Here is a 20,700-nt window from a genome sequence, read left to right as displayed (position 1 = left end):
CACCCACGACAATTCCCGGCCCGCCGCATGGTTTCCTCCAATCGGCGCAAATCGCGGGAACTGGCGGAATTTCTGCCAATTCGGCGGCATCGTTCGATGCCGGATACCTCGCCATAACAAGGTATCTTGCCATGGCATGTATTTTCTCATGCAAGGTATCTTGCGTCACACAGTAGCTGGTTATATACAGTTCTCATCCGCAGGAGGTGATTCGATGTCCGAAATCGAAATCCAATTGAAGAAAGGGGTGCTGGGGCTTTGCGTTCTGGCGCTGCTTTCGCGGGGTGACAGCTACGCTTACGAGATCGCCAGCCGCATGGCCGACGCGGTCGATATGGGCGAAGGCACGATCTACCCGCTGATGCGCCGGATGCAGAGCGATGGCCTGGTAGTCACCTACCTTGAGGAATCGCCCTCCGGTCCGCCGCGCAAGTATTACCGCATTACCGAAACCGGCCGCTCGCGGCTGGCCGAACAGGTCGCCGAATGGCGCGGCTTCACCGCTGCCGTCGATGGCCTGATCCAGGGCCACGTGGAGGCAGAGGTAGAGGCTGGCGCGCCCGCTGCGGCGCCGCAGGAAGAAGGGGAGCCGAGCCATGAAGCGTAACGAATTCATCCGGCGGCTGAAGGCAGGCCTTTCCGGCGTGCCGCAGGACGTGATCGCCGAAATCGTCGCCGACTACGAAGAGCACTTCGATGCCGGTGCCGCCGAAGGCCGCAGCGAGGAGGAAGTGGCCGCGGCCCTTGGAAACCCCGCAAGGCTGGCGCGCGAACTGCGCTTCGAAGCCGGCTTCAAGAACTGGGAGAGCGGCCGGTCGCCCTCTTCCGCATGGGGCGCGATCCTGGCCTTCATGGGTCTGGCCACCATCGACATCCTGATCCTGCTGCCGATCGTGCTGCCGGTTCTGGGCGTGATGTTCGGCCTGTTCGTCGCCACCATCGTGATGTTCTTCGTGGGCGGCTTCGTGATGATCGCCGGGCCGTTCAGCGGCTTCCCCGGCGGCTGGCTGGTTGCGATCCTGGGCGGGCTTGGACTGATGAGCGCCTCGGTCGCGATCGGTGCGCTGCTGACGTTGGTGAGCATCTGGATCATCAATGCCCTCATGTGGTTCGGTCGCCTGCACTATCGCGTGATCGAACCCGCCATCCACCCCGAAGACTGAAGCACGAAAGAAAGGAACCAAGTGATGTTCAGGAAACTGCTCATCGTATTCGCCAGCGGCGTGATCCTCTCGATCGTCGCTATCGGGGCCGCCTGGGTGATCGGCGGCGACCAATTCCGCAAGGACGTGGAAGCGCACGACGGCTGGAACTTCTCCTTCGACGATGACGATCAGGCGCAAGGTCCGGACAAGACCCGCAGCTTCGCCATCGAACCCGGCACCCGCCTGGCGATGGACATCCCGGTCCAGCTGGTCTTCACCAGGGGCGACAAGTCCGAGATGGTGGTCACCGGCCCGCAGCAGGTGATCGACCGGCTGACCTGGCAGAATGGCCGCCTCAGCGTCGACGGCGACCTCAAGATGCACAAGGGGCTGAAGGTGAACATCACCGCGCCGCAGATCGAAAGCTTCGACTTCGACGCGCCGGGCGACGTGACGCTGACCGGCCTCGACCAGGACAGCCTGTTGCTGAAGGCCGATGGCGCGATCAACCTCGACGCATCGGGCAAGGTCCGCAAGCTGGACGTGCACACCGAAGGCGCCAGCAACCTCAACCTCGGCAAGCTGGAAGCGCAGGATGCCAAGGTGAACGTCGAAGGCGTGGGCAGCGTGACGATCGGCGCCACCGGCGACGTCTCGGTCAGCATCGACGGCATCGGCTCGGTCAAGCTGGTCCGCAAGCCCGCCCACCTGACTCAGGAGATCAACGGGCTGGGCAAGATCGACCACGACTACCAGTAAGGGGCCGAGACGCCCGCAAGGTTCAGGGAAAGGCCGTCGCGAAAATCCCCCCGCCTGCGACGGTCGATACGAAAAGGGCCGCAGCATCTCCACCGGATGCTGCGGCCCTTTCATGTATGGTTAGGTGCCGTTCAGGTGCGCTTCCGCGCAGGTGTTCAATGCACCGGTGGATCGACCGGCGGTACCGCGCCGACCGGGGCCACGGGCTCTCCCGGTTCGCGCGGCGGCAGGGCGTTTTCGGGCACTTCGTCGATCTGCATCGCGGCGGTCGGCACATGTTCCAGATTGCGCGCGACCACGCGAATCTGATCGCCGGTGATGGTGATCTCGTTGAAGCTGGGCGGGGTGGATCGGATCCGCTTCGACAGCGTGCCGGCGCCGATCATCCGCAGTGGGCCGGCCGGAGTCTCGCTCGTCAGGTCGAAAGCATCGTGAATGTGGCCGGACAGTACGGCCATCACCTTGCGGCCGGCCAGAATCTCCATCGTCCGCGTGCCGTTGATGGTCAGCAGCTTGTTGTCGCGCGCGCGGCGCTCGATCAGCGGGTGGTGTGCGGCTATCAGTACGCGCGTCCCCTGCGGCAGGGCATCGATCGCGGCGAGAGTCTCGCGCAGCGCATGATCGGTCACCCAGCCGTTCGACCAGGGAAACCGCTGCCACTGCGCGCGGGTGGTGGTGCGCAGCGGCACGATGGCCAGACCCGGCAGATCCAGCTGCGCTTCCACCTGGCGTTCGATCGCCTTGAACCGGCGATAGGGATCGAAAAACCGCTGGTAGAGGTTGAAATAGGGAATGTCGTGGTTGCCCACCTCGACCGTGACGGGCACGTTCAACCCCTTGATCCACGCACAGGCGGCGTCGAATTCGGGATGGCGCGCGCGCATCGTCAGGTCGCCGGTGATGGCGACGGCATCGGGCTTTTCGCGGGCGATGCAGTCCTTGGCCCAGGCGATCGCCTTCGGGTCTTCCAGCCCGAAATGCACATCGCTCAGGTGGAACAGCCGCAGTGGGCGGGAATTGGCGGAAGCCTCAGGATTCATCAATCGTGGTCACCAGATCGACCTCCAGGGTCGCGGGATGGAAAAGTTCTTCGGTGCCCCCTTCGAAGGGCTCGCCATCGATCAGCAGGCCCATCGGCTCACCTTCCGGGCAGACCAGCCGCAAGCGGGCATGTTCGCCCAGCCGATCGTGCGGTCCATCGCGGAAATCGCGATTGAGCAGGGCAATGCCCTGTCCGGCGAAATCGCCCAGCGTTTCAGCATAATAGCCTCTCGCTTCAAGACCGGTTGCGTTCGGGGTCACGGTGATGGCGGCATAGCCGTCCTCGCGCCCGCAGTCGACCTCGGCACAGGTGACTTTCGGACCGTTCATGGACCAGGCGATGGCTTCCTTGGCGGATGTGACGAATTCCAGCACGTTGGCGGCGCGCATCGCCTCGCGCACTTCGTTCCAGATCGTGCCGGGGCCGGCCAGAATGCCGGTCAGCGCGATGCCGTGGCGCGTGGCGATCACTTCCGGCCGCGTGGTTCGCAGCCGATCGGGCGCAAGCCGGGCAATCACCTCAGGCGCGGGAATATCGCCGTGCATCCGCTTGGCCAGCATGTTCATGGTGCCGCCGGGCAGCACCAGCACCGGCCCGTCCCATCCGCTGACGTTTTCGATCACCGAATGAATCGTGCCGTCGCCGCCGAACACGACCAGCAGGCCGATGCCGGACACCGTCAGCGTTTCAGGATCGGGGGCAGGTTCATCGGGAAAGCGGATCGTCCGGTCGGGCTTGAAGCCGACCTCAGTCAGCGCGGAAAGCACTTCGGCGACGGCGGCATCGTCGTTGCTGCCGCTGGCCGCGTTGCAGACAAGCCAGCTGCGGCGGGAGGAGAGATTACCAGTCATGCCCCCAGAACTGGCGATCCGGGCGGCGGTTCCCTGCGCCGGCCGATCATGCCCGGCCCGAGAAGATCAGCCAGGCGGCCAGGGCGTTGAGCCCCGAATAACAGGCGTAGATCAAGGCCCAGCCGGTCGATCCCGCGGCTGCCATGATCATCGCGCCCACCAGCATGGCGAATTCCACGATCAGGCTGAGGCGACCACCCAGCGGCTGCACCAGCCAGGGCACGCTTCCAAGCATCGGGTGCCCGGATTCGAGCACTGCCTTGTGCGCTGCAAAGTTAAGGACGCCAAGGAAGAAGACGAAGACAAGTCCCATAGCCGGGATCGATTGTACATGGCCGGGCCGGTTCTTGCCAGTGCGTGCCGAATCAAAGTCTTGGGTGATTCGTCGGTGGTCGCAAACCAGCAAGTCATTCGTCGAACCGGAATGTCGTTCGTCCGTCCGCCTGCCCTTTCGTCGACATGGGGGGCGCTGCGGTCGAGGTCCGCGTGAATCGCTTCCGGGTGCAGTGCACAAGAAACTCACCGGGCCGATGCAGGACCCCCCGCCGCCGGCCCATCAAGGAGGAAGTACGATGATCAAGACCACTTCGATTGCAGCCGCTGCTGCCGCCCTCGTTTTCACCGGCCTGAGCTTCTCGGTAGCCGCGCCCGCCAATGCCAAGGACGTCACGGTCACTTACGCCGATCTCGACCTGACCAGCGCCGAAGGCCAGAAGAAGCTCGACCACCGGCTTGATGCCGCCGCCCGCGAAGTCTGCGGTTACAACGACGTCAATACCGGTTCGCGTCTGCGCAACTCCGACGCGGTCGCATGCTACGACAAGGCCCGGGCCCAGTTCAGCGCCCATGTCGCCGCCGCCGTCGACAGCGCCAATGCCCGCTCCCGCGTTGCCACCAACTGAGCGCCCCGTGCTCTCGGTAGCGCCCAAGAGGTCCCTAAAAAATAATCGGAAGAAAGACTGGCGGGTCCCCTAGCGGCCCGCCATTTTTTTGACCGACGGCAGATACGTCCGCCCGATCCGCAGTGCTTCGCCATCGGCGGTTTCCACCGACCAGACGCCCAGCCCTTCATGCCGCAGGCCCGCCACGTGATCGCGGCGCAGGATGCAACTGCGATGGATGCGGATGAAGTTCTCCGGATCCAGGCGCTGTTCCAGGCTGGTGATGGTCTGCAGCAACAGATAGCTGGCCCCGCGCACGTGCAGCCGGACATAGTCCCGCTCCGCATCGATCCGCTCCACATCGGCGGCCGGCACGCGCACCAGTTCGGAACGGTGCGGCACCCAGAATTCCTCCAGCCACTTGCCGGACGGCAGGGTGCGTTCGCCGCGCCGGGCGCCGACGCGCGAGATCGCCCGTTCCAGCCGTTCCGGTGCCACGGGCTTCAGAACATAGTCCACCGCGTCCAGGTCGAACGCCTCCACGGCGAATTCGTCGTGTGCGGTGACGAAGATCACCGCCGGCGCTTCGGGCAGGCCGCCCAGGCGGCGGGCGACGGTCAGGCCGTCGGTTTCGGGCATCGTCAGGTCCAGCAGCACGAGATCGGGCGTCAGTGCCTCGATCAGGCGCAGGGCCGCCTCACCGTCGCTGGCGGTGCCGATTACCGAGATCGATGCGATCCGGGCGCAGATCACCTGCATACGCTCCACCGCCAACGGTTCGTCGTCGACGATCAGTGCGCGCAAAGGCGCGGTTTCCAAAGTCTGCACGAGTTCAGGCACGAGAAAACTCCAGCGGCCCCGCGGCCGATGGCCCTTGGTGGGACCCAAAGTTCAGGGGAAGGCGCAGGACCGTGGCGAAACCGCCCTCCTCGCGCCGGCCGAAGGTGATTTCCGCCGCCGAGCCATAGCGGGCCCGCAGCCGGTCGCGCACATTGCCCAGGCCGATGCCGAAGCCCTGCACGCCCTTGACCTTGCCGCCGGGGCCGTCGTCGCTGACGGAAATTTCCAGCTTGTCGCCCACCGCGTGCGCGCGGATGGCGATCGTCACGGGCCGCTGGGTGGCGGCCACGGCGTACTTCACCGAATTCTCGACGAGGGGCTGCAGGATCATGCCGGGCACCATCGCATCGGAAACGGCATCGTCAATATCAATCGTCGTCATCAGGCGATTTGGGAAACGAACCGCCTCGATCTCGAAATAGAGTTTCTGAAGTTCGATCTCATCGACAAGCTTCAGGTCACTTGTGGGATCTCCGGAGAGTGTACGTCGATAGAAAGTCGACAGCGTTTGAATCATCGTTTCGGCATCGTCCTGCTTGCCCGTCATCACCAGCGCCGAAAGCGAGTTGAGCGTATTGAACAGGAAGTGCGGATTGACCTGATAGCGCAGCGAACGCAGTTCGGCGGCAGCCGCGGCACGGCGGTATTCGCCTTCGCGCCGTTCGGCCGCGCGCGCTTCCTCCGCCTTGGCCAGCGCGAAGTAGAGCGCCGCCCAGGCCAGCACCAGGAAGTAGCGGGTGAAGGCATAGTCCACCACCGAGGTCCAGCGCGCATATTGCTCGCCCAGCGCCTTGTTGGTGTGGATGGTGATCGAATGGGCGCTGTTGTCGCTGGTGACGGTGGGGGCGGGTGCCGACGGCGCCGAAGCATCGTCGGAAGGCGTTCCGGGTGGAGGCGGCGCGGGCGGCGGCGGTGGCTGGGTGACGGCGGTGGGCAGGTCCACCATGATGTTCCCCGCCTCGTCACGGGTGATCTTCACTTTGCCCGATTTGACCGCTTCCGCCTCGTCCTCGTTGCCGTAGGCCTGGGTCATCTCCATGTCGGAGAACACGGTCTCGTTGATCACGCTGAGCAGCAGGGCCAGCGGCAAGGCGCCGATCAACACGATCGTCAGCCGCACGCCGCCGGACTTGCGCTCCAGCATCTGCAGCAGCGGCCAGACGGCGGCCATCACCAGCATGGACAGGATACAGATCGTCAGCCGGCGCGAGAAGATCGGCCAGATGAAGTCATACCCCATCACCGCGCCGCGCAAGGTGGCAACCAGGAAATAGCAGGCCCACAGGGCGGCTAGCGAAAGCAGAACGACCCGCGCAGGCACGCGCGGCTGAGTGGCGACATCCGACATGGTCTGCCGGGATAGCGCGAAAATTGCCTTTTGCGCCAGTTCGCAAATCGGACCGGAATCGACCTTCGTCGAAAGTTGCGCGCCCGTGGGGAGGCGCGCTCGCTCAGGCTTCGATCAGGGCTTGCGCAATGCCGCGATGCAGGCGGCGCGGTCAACATCCTGTCCGTCCGAAGCGCGACGGGCATCGACGTAGGTCGCCACCGGCTCCTTCGATCCGGTGGTGGGGTAAAGATAGACGTCCAGGAGGCAGGCAGTGCCGGTGAACTGCAGCTTGCGCGCATCGCCTTCCCACACGTCCAGGCGCGGTTCGCCGAAGGCGCGCACCAGTTGCGTGCGGTCCGCGCCGATCACGCCGGCAACACCCGGGATCGCCTGAAGCGTGGGTGCGCGCGCGACGTGGCTGGGTTGGCGGACGTCGGAAAGCTTGCCCGGCCGGTGCGGCGCCCGGCTGGGCGTCGGCGTGCTGCTGACGGTGCCGCCGCCGCCACCGCACGCCGCCAGCAGCAGCGCCAGCGCCGAGGCCGCAAGCGGGCCTTTCAGGCGGCGGACGGAAACGAGACGAAGGGTGGTCGGGGTCGGACGCGTCTGGATCATGATTGCGCCGGGCATCGCCCGCACGGTTCGCCCTGTCAACCGCCGTGGCGCTTGCGAAGCGGCCGGCTGCACGCTAGGCGCGATATCAACTCCCATACATTTTCAGATCATCAAGGAACACGACCGCATGGCCCAGCCCACCGTGCCGCCTACTCTCGATGTGATTGCCATCGGCAATGCCATCATCGACGTTATTGCCAACTGCCAGGATGCGCTGATCGACGAGCTTGGCCTGTCGCGCGGCGGCATGATGCTGATCGACGCGGATCAGGCCACGAGCCTCTATGAAGCGATGGGCCCAGCGCGCGAAATCTCCGGCGGTTCAGCCGCTAACACGCTGGCCGGCCTGGCCGCGCTGGGCGCCAAGTGCGCGTTCATCGGCCAGGTGGCCGATGACCAGCTGGGCGAAGTCTTCACCCATGACATCCGCGCCGGCGGCATCGATTTCGACGTGCCTGCCCGCACCGGCGTGCCCACCGCGCGCTGCCTGATCTTCGTGACGCCGGACGGCCAGCGCACGATGAACACCTTCCTCGGCGCATCGCAGCACCTGCCGGCCGAAGCGCTGGACGAAAGCGCGATTGCCAGCGCCGCCGTGCTCTACCTCGAAGGCTACCTCTGGGATCCCGAGGAACCGCGCGCCGCGATGCGCAAGGCGATCGAGGCGGCCCGCGCCGCCGGCCGCAAGATCGCCTTCACCCCTTCGGAATGCTTCGTGATCGACCGCCATGGCGCGGACTTCCGCGACCTGATCGACAACGGCATGATCGACGTGCTGTTCTGCAACGAGCACGAGATGGCGGCCCTCGTCGGCCATGACGATTTCGAAAAGGGCGTTGCCGAACTCGCGCCGAAGATCCCGGTACTGGTCGTCACCCGCGGTTCCGCTGGCGCCGTTGCGCTGTCGGAAGGCCAGCGCGTGGAAATCGGTGCGGAGCCGATCGACCGCGTGGTGGACACCACCGGCGCGGGCGATCTGTTCGCCGCCGGCTTCCTGTTCGGCCACGTGCGCGGCAAGAGCCTGGAACAGTGCCTGAAGATGGGCGCAATCTGCGCCTGCGAAGTGATCTCGCACTACGGCGCTCGCCCCGAGGCGGACCTCAAGGCGCTGACCGCCGAAGTCGTCGGCTGACGTCACGACATCGCCCGCGTTCTTGACGCGGCGCATTCTCCGGGAGAGGCTGGGATTTCGTCCCCCCTCTCCCGCGAGGCCGCATGGCGCACACGATACCGGCTCTGATCGACTTCGAGGCAAGCTGCCTGCCTGAGCATGGCCAGTCCTATCCCATCGAAGTGGCCATCGCCCGCACCGACGGCGAAAGCCGGGCCTGGATGATCCGCCCGCTGGAGGCGTGGAAACACTGGGACTGGTCGGAAGAGGCCGAAGCGCTGCACGGCATCAGCCGCGCCATGCTGGAATGCGATGGCCTGCCTGCTGCACAAGTCCTTGCCGAAATGACCGAATTCGTTGGCGGTTGCGCGGTCTATTCCGATGCCGAGCTGGACGAATACTGGCTGGAAGTCCTCTGCCAGGGCCTGCACGCATCGCTGCCCTTCCCGATCCGCTATCTGGGCGAATGGATGATGTCGCGCGGCTACACACGCCCGCAAGTCGTCGCGGCGCTGGAACAGGCCAAGACCCTGCTGCCCAAGGAACACCTGGCGCGGGAGGATGCCAAGCGGCTGGCCATGGTGGTGCGCCTGCTGATGGAAACCGAAGCGGCATGAACACGCGCGATGCGACTCTGGTGCGGATTCACGTGCCGGTTGCGGCCGAGACTTTGGTGGCGATGCTGAATGGCATTGGCGCGGCGGCCGAGCGCGATCCAGTGCTGGCGCCAATTCTCGCCGTCATTCGCGAGGATAACCCGCTGGGGGATTTCGGGCTCTACAAAGGGGTTTTCGAATTGAGCCCCGGTTGGGAAGGTTTCCAGCCTGGCCCCGATGCGCAACCGACTCTGGGGGAAGCGGGATGCATGACGCTTTCGCCGACGGTGATCGTCTCGGTCCATGCCCCCTGCCCGCCGGAAGACCCGGCCTTCGCGGCCGCATTGGAGCGGATCATGGCAATCCATCCATGGGAAGTTCCGGTGATGGAGATTTCATCGGTAAGGCTAGCAGTGCGGTAGTCACCGCTAACGGCAGTTTCCCTCCAAACCTTTTCAAACCGCACTTCGTCGCCCCCGCGAAGGCGGGGGCCCCGCTTCCTTGCGGCATACTCAAAGATAAGCGGGATCCCCGCCTTCGCGGGGATGACGGGATCAGGTGTGGAGAGGTCGATACGTGCAATCAGGCTGATCGCACGCAGATACGCTCATCATTGATAGGTTGGCTGCGGTAGGGGAGCTGTCGGCTGCATCTGCTGCTGCTGAATCGGCTGCTGCGGCACCGACATCCCGCCCCCTTGTGCCGACTGCAAACGCGCAAGACACTCGTTCTTGCGCTGCTCACGCGCGTCCGAATAGCTCTGTGCGGTCTGCGCAGGCAGGGCGCAATCCCGCTCGGGCCGGATCGGGTGCTTGGCGCGGCAACCTTCCTCGGTGGCGAAGAGATCGTCGGCACAATCCTCGAACGCGGCGACGTCGGCATCGTGCTGTGCGTGGCAGCTCGCGGTCCAGCGCTCCTTGTAGGAGAGTTCGGCGAAATTCAGGCAGTCCTGATATTCCAGCTGGGCCGATTCCTGCCGCTTCTTCGCTTCGGCCTCAGCCCGCTCGGCCGCCTTCTGGCGCGACTGTTCGGCATCGCGTTCCACGGCTTGGCGGGCTTCTTCGCGCGCGGCCTGCCGGGGCAGGACCACGCCGTAGTACCAGCCAATGCCCGATCCCGCGATCAGCGCGGCGACGGCCAGCGAAAGCTTGAGAGCGGTATCGACCCGGCTGGCCATGCGCTTACTCGCCCGCAGCCTTCTCGCGCGCAACTTCGCGCCAGCCGATGTCGCGGCGGCAGAACCCGGTGGGGAAGTCGATGGCGTCAACAGCGGCATAAGTCTTCGCCTGCGCTTCCGTCACCGAAGCGCCGCGCGCGGTCACGTTGAGCACGCGGCCGCCGCTGGAAACGAGCGCGCCGTCCTTCAGCGTTGTGCCGGCGTGGAAGACCTTGGCGCCCAGCGCATCGGCCTTGTCGATCCCGGTGATCGCGCCGCCCTTGGCGGGCGTGCCTGGATAGCCGTCTGCTGCCATCACCACGGTCAGCGCGGTATCGTCGCTGAACTTCGGCGGCTGGATCGCGGCAAGGCGATTGTCGGCACAGGCATGGAGCAGTTCGACCAAGTCCGATTCAAGGCGCATCATCATCACTTGGCACTCCGGATCACCGAAGCGGCAGTTGTATTCGATCAGCTTCGGCCCCTGCGCGGTGAGCATCACGCCCAGGAACAGCACGCCCGAATAGGGAATGCCCTCGTTCTCCAGCGTGCGCACGGTGGGCGCGATGATCCGTTCGATCACTTCGGCCTCGAGGGCAGGCGTCAGCACCGGTGCGGGGCTGTAGGCGCCCATGCCGCCGGTGTTGGGGCCGGTGTCGCCGTCGCCCACGCGCTTGTGGTCCTGCGCGGTGGCGAAGGGGACGATGGTGGAACCGTCGGTCAGCGCGAAGAAGCTGGCTTCCTCACCCTCCATGAATTCCTCGATCACCGCTTCCGCGCCCGCTTCGCCGAAGCGGCCCGAGAAGATTTCACGCACGGCTTCCTCGGCCTCGTCCATGGTCATCGCCACGGTCACGCCCTTGCCGGCGGCAAGACCGTCCGCCTTGATGACCACCGGTGCGCCGAACCTGGCCAGCGCGGCCATGGCGGTCGCCTCGGTGGAGACGCGCTCGTAGCCGGCGGTGGGAATGCCCGCGCGCTCGCACAGGTCCTTGGTGAAGCCCTTGGAACCTTCCAGCTGGGCCGGCTTCTGGTTGGGCCCGAACACGGAAAAGCCCTCTGCGCGCAGCGAATCGCCCAGGCCGTCGACCAGCGGCGCCTCGGGCCCGATCACGATCAGGCCGATCACGTTCGCCTCGCAGAAGGCGATGACCGCCGCATGATCGGTGACATCCAGGTCGATGCAGCTTGCCACTTCGGCGATGCCGGGATTACCGGGGGCAGCCCAAAGGGTCTCGCAAAGCGGGGATTGCGCCAGCTTCCAGGCCAGCGCATGTTCGCGGCCGCCAGAGCCCAGAAGAAGGATATTCATTGCCCGTGCCTTTCGATGACGACGAATTCGATGATGGTCGTTCCGGTGGGCTGGTAGCGAAGCAAGCGCCCGGGGACAACGCCGCGCCGCTCTCGATCAGCGAGATTTCGAATCTGCTGAAGCGCACGGTGGAGGATCGCTTCGGCTTCGTGCGCCTGCGGGGTGAGCTTTCCGGCGTGAAGCGGGCGGCATCCGGCCACCTCTATTGCGCGCTGAAGGATGACAAGGCGGTGATCGACGGCGTGATGTGGCGCGGCGGCGCCCAGCGGCTGGCGTTCCGCCCGGAAGACGGCGTGGAAGTGATCGTCACCGGCAAGCTGACGACCTATCCCGGACGTTCCAAATACCAGATCGTCATCGAAACGATGGAGATCGCCGGCGAAGGCGCCCTGCTGGCGCTGCTGGAAAAGCTGCGCGCGCGTCTGGACGCAGAGGGCCTGTTCGCGGCGGAGCGCAAGCGAGCCCTGCCCTTCCTGCCGCAGGTGATCGGCGTCGTGACGTCACCCACCGGCGCGGTGATTCGCGACATTCTGCACCGGCTGGCGGACCGCTTTCCCAGCCGCGTGCTGGTCTGGCCGGTGCTGGTGCAGGGCGAAGGGGCTGCCCAGCAGGTCGCCAATGCCGTGCGCGGCTTTTCGGCCATCCAGCCCGGCGGCCCAGTGCCGCGGCCGGATCTGGTGATCGTGGCGCGTGGCGGTGGTTCGATCGAGGACTTGTGGTCGTTCAACGAGGAAATTGTCGTCCGCGCCGTGGCCGAATCGTCGATTCCGGTGATCTCTGCCGTGGGGCATGAGACCGACACCACGCTCTGCGACTATGCCGCCGACCGCCGCGCGCCGACGCCGACTGCTGCCGCCGAGATGGCCGTGCCGGTGCGTGCGGAACTGGCCGCGACGCTGGACGAACTCGCCTATCGCAAGCGCCGCTGCGCGCTGCGCCCGGTCACGCTGGGGCGTGAACGGCTGGAAGCGCGCGTGCAGCGCCTGCCCAAGCCGGAGGCGATTCTCGCCGCCAAGGCGCAGAAGCTGGACGAACTGTCCGAACGGCTGCGGCGCGGTTTGCGTGATGAAGCCGGGGCCAAGCGCGAGCAATTGAATCGCGTTGCCGGAAAGCTTTCGCTGCCGCTGCTGCGCCACCGCGTGCAGGTGTCCGGCGAACGGGTGGAGCGCGCCGGCCTGCATCCGCGCCTGCTCCAGCGCCGCTGGGCGATGGCGCGGGATGCTTTGGCGCCGACCGCGCGCGTGCTGCCGCAGCTGAATCCCGACAAGCCGCTGGAGCGCGGCTTTGCCCGCGTCACCGCGCTGGATGGGCGCACGCTGACCACGTGCGATACGGCGGCGCAGGAAGCGGCCCTGCTGCTGCGTTTCCGAGATGGCGCGCTGCAGGTGGCGACCGGTGCGGTCACCCCCGGTTCAGGCAGCGCGGGTTCTATTGATCCGACCCCGCCGGTTACGGCTTCGGCCCCGGTTGAGCTTGCGGCCCCCAAGCGCCCGGTGCGCCCCAAGGCCGAAGCAGCAAAGTCTGAAGAACCACGGCAGGGTGATTTGTTTTGACCAGCGCGACCTGCTAGGATTTGCCCATGCTGATGTCTTCCGCCGATCGTCCCGCCAAGCTTCAATATGGCCCGAATGGATTCCGCGTCCTTAGTGGCGGCCATTTCGTGCTCTGCGCCGTTTCGGGCGAGAAGATTCCGCTGGAGGAACTGCGGTACTGGAGCGTGGAGCTTCAGGAGCCCTACGCCTCCGCAGAGATCGCCACCCGGCGCCTGCTCGGGAAGGCATGACTCGCCTGAAAGTTTCGCTCATCGCCGGCGGCGCGCTTGCGGTTGCCGGCTTGGTTGTTCTGGTGGGCGCATCCCCCGCTGCAACGACGGTCACCGCCAGCCCTTCCGGCATTACCTATGCTGGCGAAGTGACGCAGGGCGGCTGGATTCGCGGCAAGGTCCCGCAAGGCACCCGCGCGCTGACCCTTGATGGAGAGCCGGTGAAGATCGCGGCGGACGGTGCCTGGTTCGCCGCCTTCGATCGCGATGCCAAGCCGGGCGAGACGCTGATCGCCACGCTGGCCGATGGCCGCAAGGTTTCCCAGACGGTCGCCATCGCACCGCGCGCGTGGCAGATCGAGAACATCAATATTCCGCGCAAGCCGGGTGGGCCGACGGCGGAATTCATGAAGATTCGCCAGCCGGAACTGGACCGGATCAATGCCGCCCGTAACCTCCAGACCGATGCACAGGGCTGGCGCCAGCACTTCGTGTGGCCGGCCAAGGGGCGCATCTCCGGCCGGTTCGGATCGCAGCGCGTCTATCAGGGCGAGCCGGCGGCCTATCATTCGGGTCTGGACATCGCTACCGGCACCAGCGGCACGCCGTTCGTGGCGCCGGCCGATGGGGTGGTGATTCTGGCAGCGGAAAAGCCCTTCTCGCTGGAAGGGAACCTGCTGATGATCGATCACGGCATGGGCCTGAACAGCGCGTTCCTGCACTGTTCGCAATTGCTGGTGAAGGAAGGCGATCACGTGAAGCAGGGCCAGGTGATCGGCCGCATCGGCATGACCGGGCGCGCGACCGGCCCGCACCTGCACTGGTCGATCAAGTGGAACGATGCCCGATTGGACCCGATCCTGTTCACCGGGCCGATGAACTGACCCCCAAGCGGACTCTTTCGGGATAAACCGCTTCAAGCGGCTTGCGGCGCGCGCAAGATGGCCTATCCCGCTGCTTGTGCGCCGCACCATCGCCCTCCTCGCCGTGCTGGCGCTGTTGCCGCTGACCTGGGCGCGCTCGACCCCGCCGCCCAAGCTGAAGCGGCTGGAACTCACGTTCGAAACGCTGCCCCTGCCCTCGGCCGACCGGCTGACGGCCCAACTGGGCGCTTTCCATCTTGAACAGGCCTGGCATCTGCGCAGCCGTACCCACCGCTTCGGCAGCTTCTCCGCGCTGCTGATGCGCCCGGGTGGCGAGATGCTGGCCCTCAGCGATTCGGGCAATTTCCTCCGCTTCCGGGCACCCGGCGAATCGCAGGCGCACAGCAAGCTTGGCAGGCTGCCGCTATCCGATGGTGATGCGAAGGAAGACCGAGACGTCGAATCGGCGACCGAAGACGGCAGCGGCACGATCTGGCTGGGGCTGGAGGGGAAGAACGCGATCTTCCGGCTGAACCCGGCGTTTCACGTGGAACGCCGCGTGCAGCCCGAATCGATGCGCGATTGGGGGGTGAACACCGGGCCCGAGGCGATGACGCGGCTGGCCGATGGTCGATTCGTGCTGTTGCGCGAAGGCTTCGCGGGCTGGAGCGATCATCTCCATCCGGCGGTTACCTTCGCCGGCGACCCTACCGAGAATCCCGATGGCCAGCGTTTCGTCTTCGATGGCCCTGCCGGGTTCAGCCCCACCGACATGGCGCAAATGCCCGACGGCCGGCTGCTGATTCTGATGCGCCGCCTGATCTGGCCGATGCCCCAGCGTTTCGCCGGACGCATCGCGATCGGCGACCCGGCGACGATTCGGCCCGGCCAGCCCTGGCGCGTTAGCGAAGTGGCGCGGCTGTCTTCCGACCTGCCGATCGACAACTTCGAAGGCCTGGCCATCGTCCCGCGCGAAGATGGGCGGCTGACGGTCTGGCTGATATCGGACGACAACTATTCCCCGCTCCAGCGCACGCTGCTGTGGAAGATGAGCGTCGATCCCCGCGAACTTCCCTGAGATTCGGGCCTGAGATTCGGGCCTGAATTTCAGGTCGCGGCTGGTCGGTTCCGGCCTTTGCCGTAACAATCTGCGGACCATAGACATGCGAAAAGGCGCGCAAGGCATATGCCCGCACGCCCTTGTCGCATGTCCTGAAAGATCACGCTTCCCGAAGGAAGCGTGCGAAAATCAGGCGGCCAGCTTCTTCTTCAGCTCGCGCTTCACCTTGAGCGCGCGCGTGGAGAGTGCCGTGTCCGAGGACTTCAGCAGCCAGTTGTCGAGGCCACCGTTGTGTTCAACCGAACGCAGACCGTGGGTCGAAACGCGGAACTTGAAGCTACGCTCCAGGCCGTCCGACAGAAGCGTAACGTTCTGCAGGTTGGGAAGGAAGACGCGCTTGGTCTTGTTGTTGGCGTGGCTGACGTTGCAGCCGACCTGGCGGCCCTTGCCGGTCAGTTCGCAGATGCGGGACATGTCTAACTCTCGCTCGAAAAAATCTGTTGCCGTTAATACGGGAAGGCGCGCCCTTAGCGATTCCCCCCGCGATGGTCAAGTTGCACACAGCTTTTTCAGCCGCTAGCGCTTGGGAATGACCCGATGGCCGCTCCCCCCATACATGCAACTCGCCCTCGCGCAAGCGCGGGAAGCCGCCGAGTCGGGCGAAGTGCCCATCGGCGCGGTGGTGGTGAAGGACGGTGCCGTCATCGCCACTGGCCGCAATGGCCCGCGAGAACGTCACGACCCCACCAGCCATGCCGAGATCGAAGCGATTCGCGCTGCGGCGCTGATTCTGGGCAACGAGCGACTCGAAGGCTGCGAGCTTTGGGTGACGCTGGAACCATGCGCGATGTGCGCGGGCGCCATCTCCCACGCCCGCATCGCGCGGCTCTATTACGGGGCGGGGGATCCCAAGGGCGGCGCGGTGGAGCACGGCGCCCGCGTGTTCGAGCACGACCAGTGCCTGCACCGTCCTGAGGTCTATTCGGGAATCGGGGAGAGCGAAGCGGCCGAGATGCTGCGCAGCTTCTTCCGGGAGCGACGGTAGGCGCGGCGACAGGGAAACCTCGCAGCCTGCACTCCGTCGCCCCCGTGAAGACGGGGGCCCCGCTTTCTGTTTCCAGGTCTCAAGAACAAGCGGGATCCCCGCCTTCGCGGGGATGACGGGGAACTGAGGTTGGGATTCGGAGGGGCAGGCGGGCGGCTAACCCGGGAACTGAATCCCGTTTCCCTGTCAAAGTGGCGTGAAATCCAGCCCGATATCCGCCGCCGGCGCGCTTTGGGTCAGGCGGCCGACCGAAACGTAGGTCACGCCCGAAGCCGCGATCGCGCCGATGGTGGAGAGGTTCACACCGCCCGAAGCCTCGGTCGGCACGCGCCCGGCGACGAGGGCCACGGCCTCGCGCAGCCTGTCCGGCCCCATGTTGTCGAGCAGCAGGTGATGCGCGCCCGCCGCGATGGCCGGTTCGATCTGGTCGAGGTGATCGACTTCGCAGATGATCTGGGCGACGCCTGCGGCCTTCGCACGGGCGACGGCCGGGCCGACACCGCCGGCGACGAGGACGTGGTTGTCCTTGATCATCGCTGCGTCCCACAGGCCCATGCGGTGGTTCTGCGCGCCGCCCATGCGGGTGGCGTACTTTTCCAGGTGACGCAGGCCGGGAATGGTCTTGCGCGTGTCCAGCAGGGTGGCGTGACCGTCCATGGCGTCGACGTAATCGCGCGTCATCGTCGCGATGCCGGACAAGTGCTGCACGGTGTTCAGCGCCGAACGCTCGCCCGTCAGCATGGCGCGAGCATTGCCGGTGAGGCGCATCAGCTTGGCGCCGGGGTCGACGCGGGCGCCCTCCTGCACCAGAATCTCTATTTCCATGGCAGGGTCGAGCGTGCGGAAGAAGGCGGCGGCGATCGGCAGGCCGGCGACGGTGATCGCGTCGCGGGAATCCATTACGCCGGAAAACCGCGCATCGGCGTCGATCACGCTTTCGGAGGTGACGTCACGCCCGCCCCCGGGAAGGCCCACGCCGAGGTCTTCGGCCAGGGTTGCATCGACAAAGGCGGAAAGGTCGAAACCGGGGATCGCGAATGTGCTCATGACCCGGGTCTTTCGCGCGTTCGAAGCGGATTGTCGAGGTTGCTCCGCCCGCTCAATCGCTGGCGGGATGCGCCGCGCGATAGAATTGCCATTCCTCGACCACGCGACCGTCGGGCAAGTGGCAGTAACCGGTCTCGCCCTGCGGTTCGCGGCGGATCTCGCTGCGGCCGCCCTGTTCGACGCAGTATTTCGAGGCCGGATTGGCCATCCCGACCGAGGGGGTCGCCGCCGGGGGCGGTGGCGTGGTGGAAGCGCAGGCTGCCAGCATGACCGGCATGCACAGGATCGCGATTCGCATGGTCGTGAACTCCTTTTCAGCACGAAAAAGGGGCCGGACGCACCGCCGGCCCCTTCCTGTTCGCATATCGGCGCGATCAGTGCGCGGCCTGAACCTGCTCGGTAGTGACCGGGGTGATCTTGATTTCCACGCGGCGGTTCTTGGCGCGGCCTTCTTCGGTCCCATTGTCGGCCACCGGGTAGTTCTTGCCCATGCCCTGCGTCTGGATGCGGGCCGAGGATACGCCCTGCATCATCAGGTAACGGGCCACCGAATCCGCGCGGCGCTTCGACAGGTCGAGGTTGAAGGCGTCGGAGCCGACCGAATCGGTGTGGCCGTACACATCGATCAGGCTGTTGGGATATTGCTTCATCGAATCGGCCACCTTGTTCAGCGACTGCTGGAACGAGGGGCTGATCTCGGTGGAATTGAAGGCGAAAGTCACATCCGGCAGGTTGACCAGGATGCCGTCGCCTTCCTGAGTGACGTCGATACCCGAACCGGCGGTGGTTTCCTTCAATTCGCGAATCTGCTTGTCCATCTGGCTGCCGACCACGGTGCCAGCCACGCCGCCGATCCCGGCACCGACGATACGCGCGGTGCTGCCGCCGATCACGCTGCCCAGCAGATAGCCAAGACCGGCGCCGCCGGCAGCACCGATGGCCGTGCGGGAAGCCTTCTTCTGGCCGGTGTTGGGATCGGTGACGCATCCCGAAACCGCGACCAGCGAAACGGCGGCGGCTACGGATACCAGCAGGCGTGATTTCATCATGAGTTTGCCCTTCCTCTGCGAATTACTACCGGCGACTGTGTGCAGTCGTGACCATGAATAGCATATGGACGCTGCGGGAGGAACGAACGCAAAGCTCAGGTGTTCCCCTCCATTCAGGGACTTGGAGTAACCCGGGCGGATAGGGCGCGCCAATGTTTCGCAAGTGTGATCGAATGCTGCATTCGCAACATCCGCTTCGCAGGCGCCGCTAATTCTGCTAGCGCGGGTTCATTGTGACGCCCTTTCCCTGGACCGACCTCCTCATCATCGCCGGCCTGATCCTGATCAATGGCCTGTTCTCCATGTCCGAGCTGGCCATCGTGTCAGCGCGTGCTGCACGGCTGAAGATCTCTGCCGACAAGGGCAGCAAGGCGGCGCAGACCGCGCTGGACCTGGCGGCAGACCCCGGCAAGTTCCTCTCCACCGTGCAGATCGGCATTACCCTGATCGGAATCATCGCGGGTGCCTATTCGGGCGCAAGCCTTGAACAGCCGGTTTCGGAACGACTGGAAGCCTGGGGCGTCTCGGCCCGCTTCTCGCATGAGAGCGCGTTCACGCTGGTGATCATCGTGACGACTTACGCCAGCCTGGTGGTGGGCGAACTGGTGCCCAAGCAACTGGCGCTGCGCGCTGCCGAATTGGTGGCGCTGGTCATGGCGCAGCCGATGGTCTGGCTGTCGAAGGCGATGGCGCCGATCGTCTGGGTGCTGGACCGGTCCTCGGGCCTGATCCTGCGCCTGATCGGCGTGCGCCGTGGCGGCGAGGAGCAGATCACCGCAGAGGAACTGCAGATGATCTTCGCCGAGGCCACGCGTTCGGGCGTGATCGAGGAGGAAGAGCGCGCGATCATGGCGGGCGTGATGCGCCTGGCGGATCGGCCGGTGCGGGAACTGATGACCCCGCGCAACCAGATCGACTGGATCGACATCGACGCCGATGTGGAAACGCTGCGGGCCAAGATCGAGGCTTCGCCCCACTCGCTGCTGCCGGTGGCACGCGAAAGCTCTCCCGATACCGTGCTGGGCATCCTGAAGCTGCGCGAAGTGCTGGCTGCATTCGTCGCCGGGCGTCCGGTGGAGATCGCCGCGCTGATGAAGAAGGCGGAGGTCATTCCCGACCAGCTTGATGCCATGGATGCGTTGCGCAAGCTGCAGCAGGCCGAAGTGCCGATGGCGGTGGTGCATGACGAATATGGCCACCTGGAAGGCATCGTCACCACGTCGGACATGCTGGCGGCGCTGGCGGGCAATTTCGTCAGCCATCAGGACGAAGGCGATGCGCCTTACGTGACCGAGCGCGAGGATGGCTCGTTGCTGGTTTCGGGTTCGATGCCGGCGGATGCGCTGGCGGACAAGCTGGGCCTGACGCTCAACGACGATCGCGAATTCGCCACCGTTGCCGGTTACGTGCTGGCGGTGCTGAAGAAGGTGCCGCGCGAAGGCGAATACTTTGCCGATCAGGGCTGGCGATTCGAAGTGGTCGACATGGATGGCCTGAAGATCGACAAGCTGCTCGTTTCGCGGATCGAGGACGATGCGAGCGACGATGGGGTTTCGGGCGAGGGTTGAGCGGCTCCCTGCTGCCTGAGATCACGGGAGCCTCCCCAACAATACAACACCTCGTCATCCCCGCGCAGGCGGGGATCCCGCTTCCTTCTTTGAGAGAGTGCGCCGGGCCGCAAAGAACAGCGGGGCCCCCGCCTTCGCGCGGGCGACGGAGTTTAACACGCCACGCTTGGGTGTCAGCCTCGCTCCAAACGAAAAGAGCCGGAAGCGGTCATCCCGCCCCGGCTCTTTTCGTATCTGGGTGTGAGAGGCTTCAGCCGCCGATGGCGGTCTGTGCGCTCTGGCCGTCGCCTTCGGGCGCGGCGAGGATAGCGCGGGTCACCTGACCCTTGGCGACCGTGTAGGTGCCGGGATCGCCGACCGTCGAGCGGATCGCCGGATCGGCGGGACCGGCCAGGTTCAGCGTCGACTTCTCGATGTCGCTGCGGGCCTGCGGGCCACCGAATAGCGCGTCCAGCGTCTGCTGCTGCACCGAATCGTCGCTGGGGCGCGGCTGGCCCTGCTTCGGCGGGGTGAGCGCGAAGTCGGGCGGCACCACCAGCGGCGTCTGGCGCTGGACGGCGAATTCGTCGGGACGGGCGTGATTGAACAGGCCAGTGCTTCCGCAGCCGGAGACGAGCGCCGCACCGGCGGCGACGAGGATCAGGGCTCCGGTCTTCTTCATGGGCATCAAC

At 65.6% G+C, this 20,700-nt stretch carries 26 protein-coding genes; 13 read left to right on the top strand and 13 right to left on the bottom strand.

Annotated features, from left to right (window positions below; translation table 11 throughout):
- Window positions 1–214: 214 nt before the first annotated feature.
- The 3 genes from WBP06_RS15640 to WBP06_RS15630 are packed head-to-tail and all read left to right on the top strand — an operon-like array spanning window position 215 to window position 1,904.
- Entirely contained in the window at window positions 215–607 is a 393-nt protein-coding gene (locus WBP06_RS15640) for a PadR family transcriptional regulator (protein WP_395329623.1), read from the top strand.
- A complete protein-coding gene (locus WBP06_RS15635) occupies window positions 597–1,163 on the top strand; it encodes a DUF1700 domain-containing protein (RefSeq protein WP_395329621.1) in 567 nt (188 codons plus the stop codon). Before WBP06_RS15640 ends, WBP06_RS15635 begins: the two co-directional genes overlap by 11 nt.
- A 24-nt stretch (window positions 1,164–1,187) precedes the next feature.
- Entirely contained in the window at window positions 1,188–1,904 is a 717-nt protein-coding gene (locus WBP06_RS15630) for a GIN domain-containing protein (RefSeq protein ID WP_395329619.1), read from the top strand.
- A gap of 155 nt (window positions 1,905–2,059) precedes the next feature.
- Here the strand turns inward: WBP06_RS15630 and WBP06_RS15625 are convergent, their stop codons facing one another.
- Genes WBP06_RS15625 through WBP06_RS15615 form a run of 3 tightly spaced genes read right to left on the bottom strand, consistent with a single transcriptional unit; the run spans window position 2,060 to window position 4,110 of the window.
- Window positions 2,060–2,944, bottom strand: a complete 885-nt coding sequence (locus WBP06_RS15625) for a metallophosphoesterase family protein (protein ID WP_395329617.1) — start codon at window positions 2,942–2,944, stop codon at window positions 2,060–2,062.
- Entirely contained in the window at window positions 2,934–3,797 is an 864-nt protein-coding gene (locus tag WBP06_RS15620) for a diacylglycerol kinase family protein (RefSeq protein ID WP_395329615.1), read from the bottom strand. Before WBP06_RS15620 ends, WBP06_RS15625 begins: the two co-directional genes overlap by 11 nt.
- Before the next feature lie 46 nt (window positions 3,798–3,843).
- Window positions 3,844–4,110, bottom strand: a complete 267-nt coding sequence (locus tag WBP06_RS15615) for a hypothetical protein (protein ID WP_395329613.1) — start codon at window positions 4,108–4,110, stop codon at window positions 3,844–3,846.
- Between the two features lie 259 nt (window positions 4,111–4,369).
- Here WBP06_RS15615 and WBP06_RS15610 point away from each other — a divergent pair, with 259 nt between their 5' ends.
- Window positions 4,370–4,699 (top strand): UrcA family protein, encoded by a 330-nt coding sequence (locus WBP06_RS15610; RefSeq protein ID WP_395329611.1) that lies wholly within the window; start codon window positions 4,370–4,372, stop codon window positions 4,697–4,699.
- A gap of 69 nt (window positions 4,700–4,768) precedes the next feature.
- On the opposite strand, the gene WBP06_RS15605 is transcribed toward WBP06_RS15610, so the two are convergent.
- The 3 genes from WBP06_RS15605 to WBP06_RS15595 form a co-directional block, all read right to left on the bottom strand.
- A complete protein-coding gene (locus WBP06_RS15605) occupies window positions 4,769–5,518 on the bottom strand; it encodes a LytR/AlgR family response regulator transcription factor (RefSeq protein ID WP_395329608.1) in 750 nt (249 codons plus the stop codon).
- The gene (locus WBP06_RS15600; RefSeq protein WP_395329606.1) at window positions 5,511–6,866 is read right to left on the bottom strand and encodes a sensor histidine kinase; all 1,356 of its coding nucleotides are present in this window, start codon (window positions 6,864–6,866) and stop codon (window positions 5,511–5,513) included. The genes WBP06_RS15605 and WBP06_RS15600 overlap by 8 nt, the downstream gene beginning before the upstream one ends.
- 114 nt (window positions 6,867–6,980) lie before the next feature.
- Window positions 6,981–7,460: a hypothetical protein gene (locus tag WBP06_RS15595; protein WP_395329604.1), complete on the bottom strand. Its 480-nt coding sequence runs from the start codon at window positions 7,458–7,460 to the stop codon at window positions 6,981–6,983.
- A gap of 127 nt (window positions 7,461–7,587) precedes the next feature.
- On the opposite strand from WBP06_RS15595, the gene WBP06_RS15590 reads away from it, so the two are divergent.
- From WBP06_RS15590 to WBP06_RS15580, 3 genes are all read left to right on the top strand, one after another.
- Window positions 7,588–8,592, top strand: coding sequence for an adenosine kinase (locus WBP06_RS15590; protein ID WP_395329602.1), 1,005 nt, complete (start codon window positions 7,588–7,590; stop codon window positions 8,590–8,592).
- An 83-nt stretch (window positions 8,593–8,675) separates the two neighbouring features.
- Complete coding sequence (locus WBP06_RS15585) at window positions 8,676–9,188, top strand: hypothetical protein (protein ID WP_395329600.1); 513 nt, start codon at window positions 8,676–8,678, stop codon at window positions 9,186–9,188.
- Window positions 9,185–9,589 (top strand): hypothetical protein, encoded by a 405-nt coding sequence (locus tag WBP06_RS15580; RefSeq protein ID WP_395329598.1) that lies wholly within the window; start codon window positions 9,185–9,187, stop codon window positions 9,587–9,589. The genes WBP06_RS15585 and WBP06_RS15580 overlap by 4 nt, the downstream gene beginning before the upstream one ends.
- Before the next feature lie 188 nt (window positions 9,590–9,777).
- On the opposite strand, the gene WBP06_RS15575 is transcribed toward WBP06_RS15580, so the two are convergent.
- Both WBP06_RS15575 and purD read right to left on the bottom strand, forming a co-directional pair.
- Complete coding sequence (locus tag WBP06_RS15575) at window positions 9,778–10,344, bottom strand: hypothetical protein (protein ID WP_395329596.1); 567 nt, start codon at window positions 10,342–10,344, stop codon at window positions 9,778–9,780.
- Window positions 10,345–10,348: 4 nt separating this feature from the next.
- Complete coding sequence (gene purD, locus WBP06_RS15570) at window positions 10,349–11,635, bottom strand: phosphoribosylamine--glycine ligase (protein ID WP_395329594.1); 1,287 nt, start codon at window positions 11,633–11,635, stop codon at window positions 10,349–10,351.
- Between purD and xseA the strand changes: the two genes are divergently transcribed.
- From xseA to WBP06_RS15550, 4 genes are all read left to right on the top strand, one after another.
- Window positions 11,635–13,188: an exodeoxyribonuclease VII large subunit gene (xseA, locus tag WBP06_RS15565; RefSeq protein WP_395329592.1), complete on the top strand. Its 1,554-nt coding sequence runs from the start codon at window positions 11,635–11,637 to the stop codon at window positions 13,186–13,188. The two genes, purD and xseA, sit on opposite strands and share 1 nt — an antisense overlap.
- A gap of 26 nt (window positions 13,189–13,214) precedes the next feature.
- A complete protein-coding gene (locus tag WBP06_RS15560; RefSeq protein WP_132387764.1) occupies window positions 13,215–13,418 on the top strand; it encodes a DUF2093 domain-containing protein in 204 nt (67 codons plus the stop codon).
- Window positions 13,415–14,281 (top strand): M23 family metallopeptidase, encoded by an 867-nt coding sequence (locus WBP06_RS15555; protein ID WP_395329590.1) that lies wholly within the window; start codon window positions 13,415–13,417, stop codon window positions 14,279–14,281. Before WBP06_RS15560 ends, WBP06_RS15555 begins: the two co-directional genes overlap by 4 nt.
- A 76-nt stretch (window positions 14,282–14,357) precedes the next feature.
- Complete coding sequence (locus WBP06_RS15550; protein WP_395329588.1) at window positions 14,358–15,338, top strand: esterase-like activity of phytase family protein; 981 nt, start codon at window positions 14,358–14,360, stop codon at window positions 15,336–15,338.
- Window positions 15,339–15,509: 171 nt separating this feature from the next.
- Here WBP06_RS15550 and rpmB read toward each other — a convergent pair whose 3' ends face one another.
- The gene (rpmB, locus tag WBP06_RS15545; protein WP_395329586.1) at window positions 15,510–15,794 is read right to left on the bottom strand and encodes a 50S ribosomal protein L28; all 285 of its coding nucleotides are present in this window, start codon (window positions 15,792–15,794) and stop codon (window positions 15,510–15,512) included.
- A 115-nt stretch (window positions 15,795–15,909) separates the two neighbouring features.
- On the opposite strand from rpmB, the gene WBP06_RS15540 reads away from it, so the two are divergent.
- A complete protein-coding gene (locus tag WBP06_RS15540; RefSeq protein ID WP_395329584.1) occupies window positions 15,910–16,365 on the top strand; it encodes a nucleoside deaminase in 456 nt (151 codons plus the stop codon).
- Window positions 16,366–16,551: 186 nt separating this feature from the next.
- Here the strand turns inward: WBP06_RS15540 and nadC are convergent, their stop codons facing one another.
- The 3 genes from nadC to WBP06_RS15525 all read right to left on the bottom strand — a co-directional run bounded on the left by nadC (window position 16,552) and on the right by WBP06_RS15525 (window position 18,461).
- Window positions 16,552–17,412, bottom strand: coding sequence for a carboxylating nicotinate-nucleotide diphosphorylase (nadC, locus tag WBP06_RS15535; protein ID WP_395329582.1), 861 nt, complete (start codon window positions 17,410–17,412; stop codon window positions 16,552–16,554).
- Between the two features lie 52 nt (window positions 17,413–17,464).
- On the bottom strand, window positions 17,465–17,710 hold the full coding sequence (locus tag WBP06_RS15530) for a DUF333 domain-containing protein (RefSeq protein ID WP_395329580.1): 246 nt from the start codon (window positions 17,708–17,710) through the stop codon (window positions 17,465–17,467).
- Window positions 17,711–17,786: 76 nt separating this feature from the next.
- Window positions 17,787–18,461, bottom strand: a complete 675-nt coding sequence (locus tag WBP06_RS15525) for an OmpA family protein (protein WP_395329578.1) — start codon at window positions 18,459–18,461, stop codon at window positions 17,787–17,789.
- Between the two features lie 233 nt (window positions 18,462–18,694).
- Here WBP06_RS15525 and WBP06_RS15520 point away from each other — a divergent pair, with 233 nt between their 5' ends.
- A complete protein-coding gene (locus WBP06_RS15520) occupies window positions 18,695–20,029 on the top strand; it encodes a hemolysin family protein (RefSeq protein WP_395329576.1) in 1,335 nt (444 codons plus the stop codon).
- 250 nt (window positions 20,030–20,279) lie between these two features.
- Here the strand turns inward: WBP06_RS15520 and WBP06_RS15515 are convergent, their stop codons facing one another.
- Window positions 20,280–20,696 (bottom strand): DUF3035 domain-containing protein, encoded by a 417-nt coding sequence (locus WBP06_RS15515; RefSeq protein ID WP_395329574.1) that lies wholly within the window; start codon window positions 20,694–20,696, stop codon window positions 20,280–20,282.
- Window positions 20,697–20,700 lie beyond the last annotated feature (4 nt).

The sequence above is a fragment of the Novosphingobium mississippiense genome (assembly GCF_044029535.1).
In the GTDB taxonomy this organism is placed as follows: Bacteria; Pseudomonadota; Alphaproteobacteria; order Sphingomonadales; family Sphingomonadaceae; genus Novosphingobium.
This window is presented reverse-complemented; position numbering and strand designations above follow the sequence as displayed.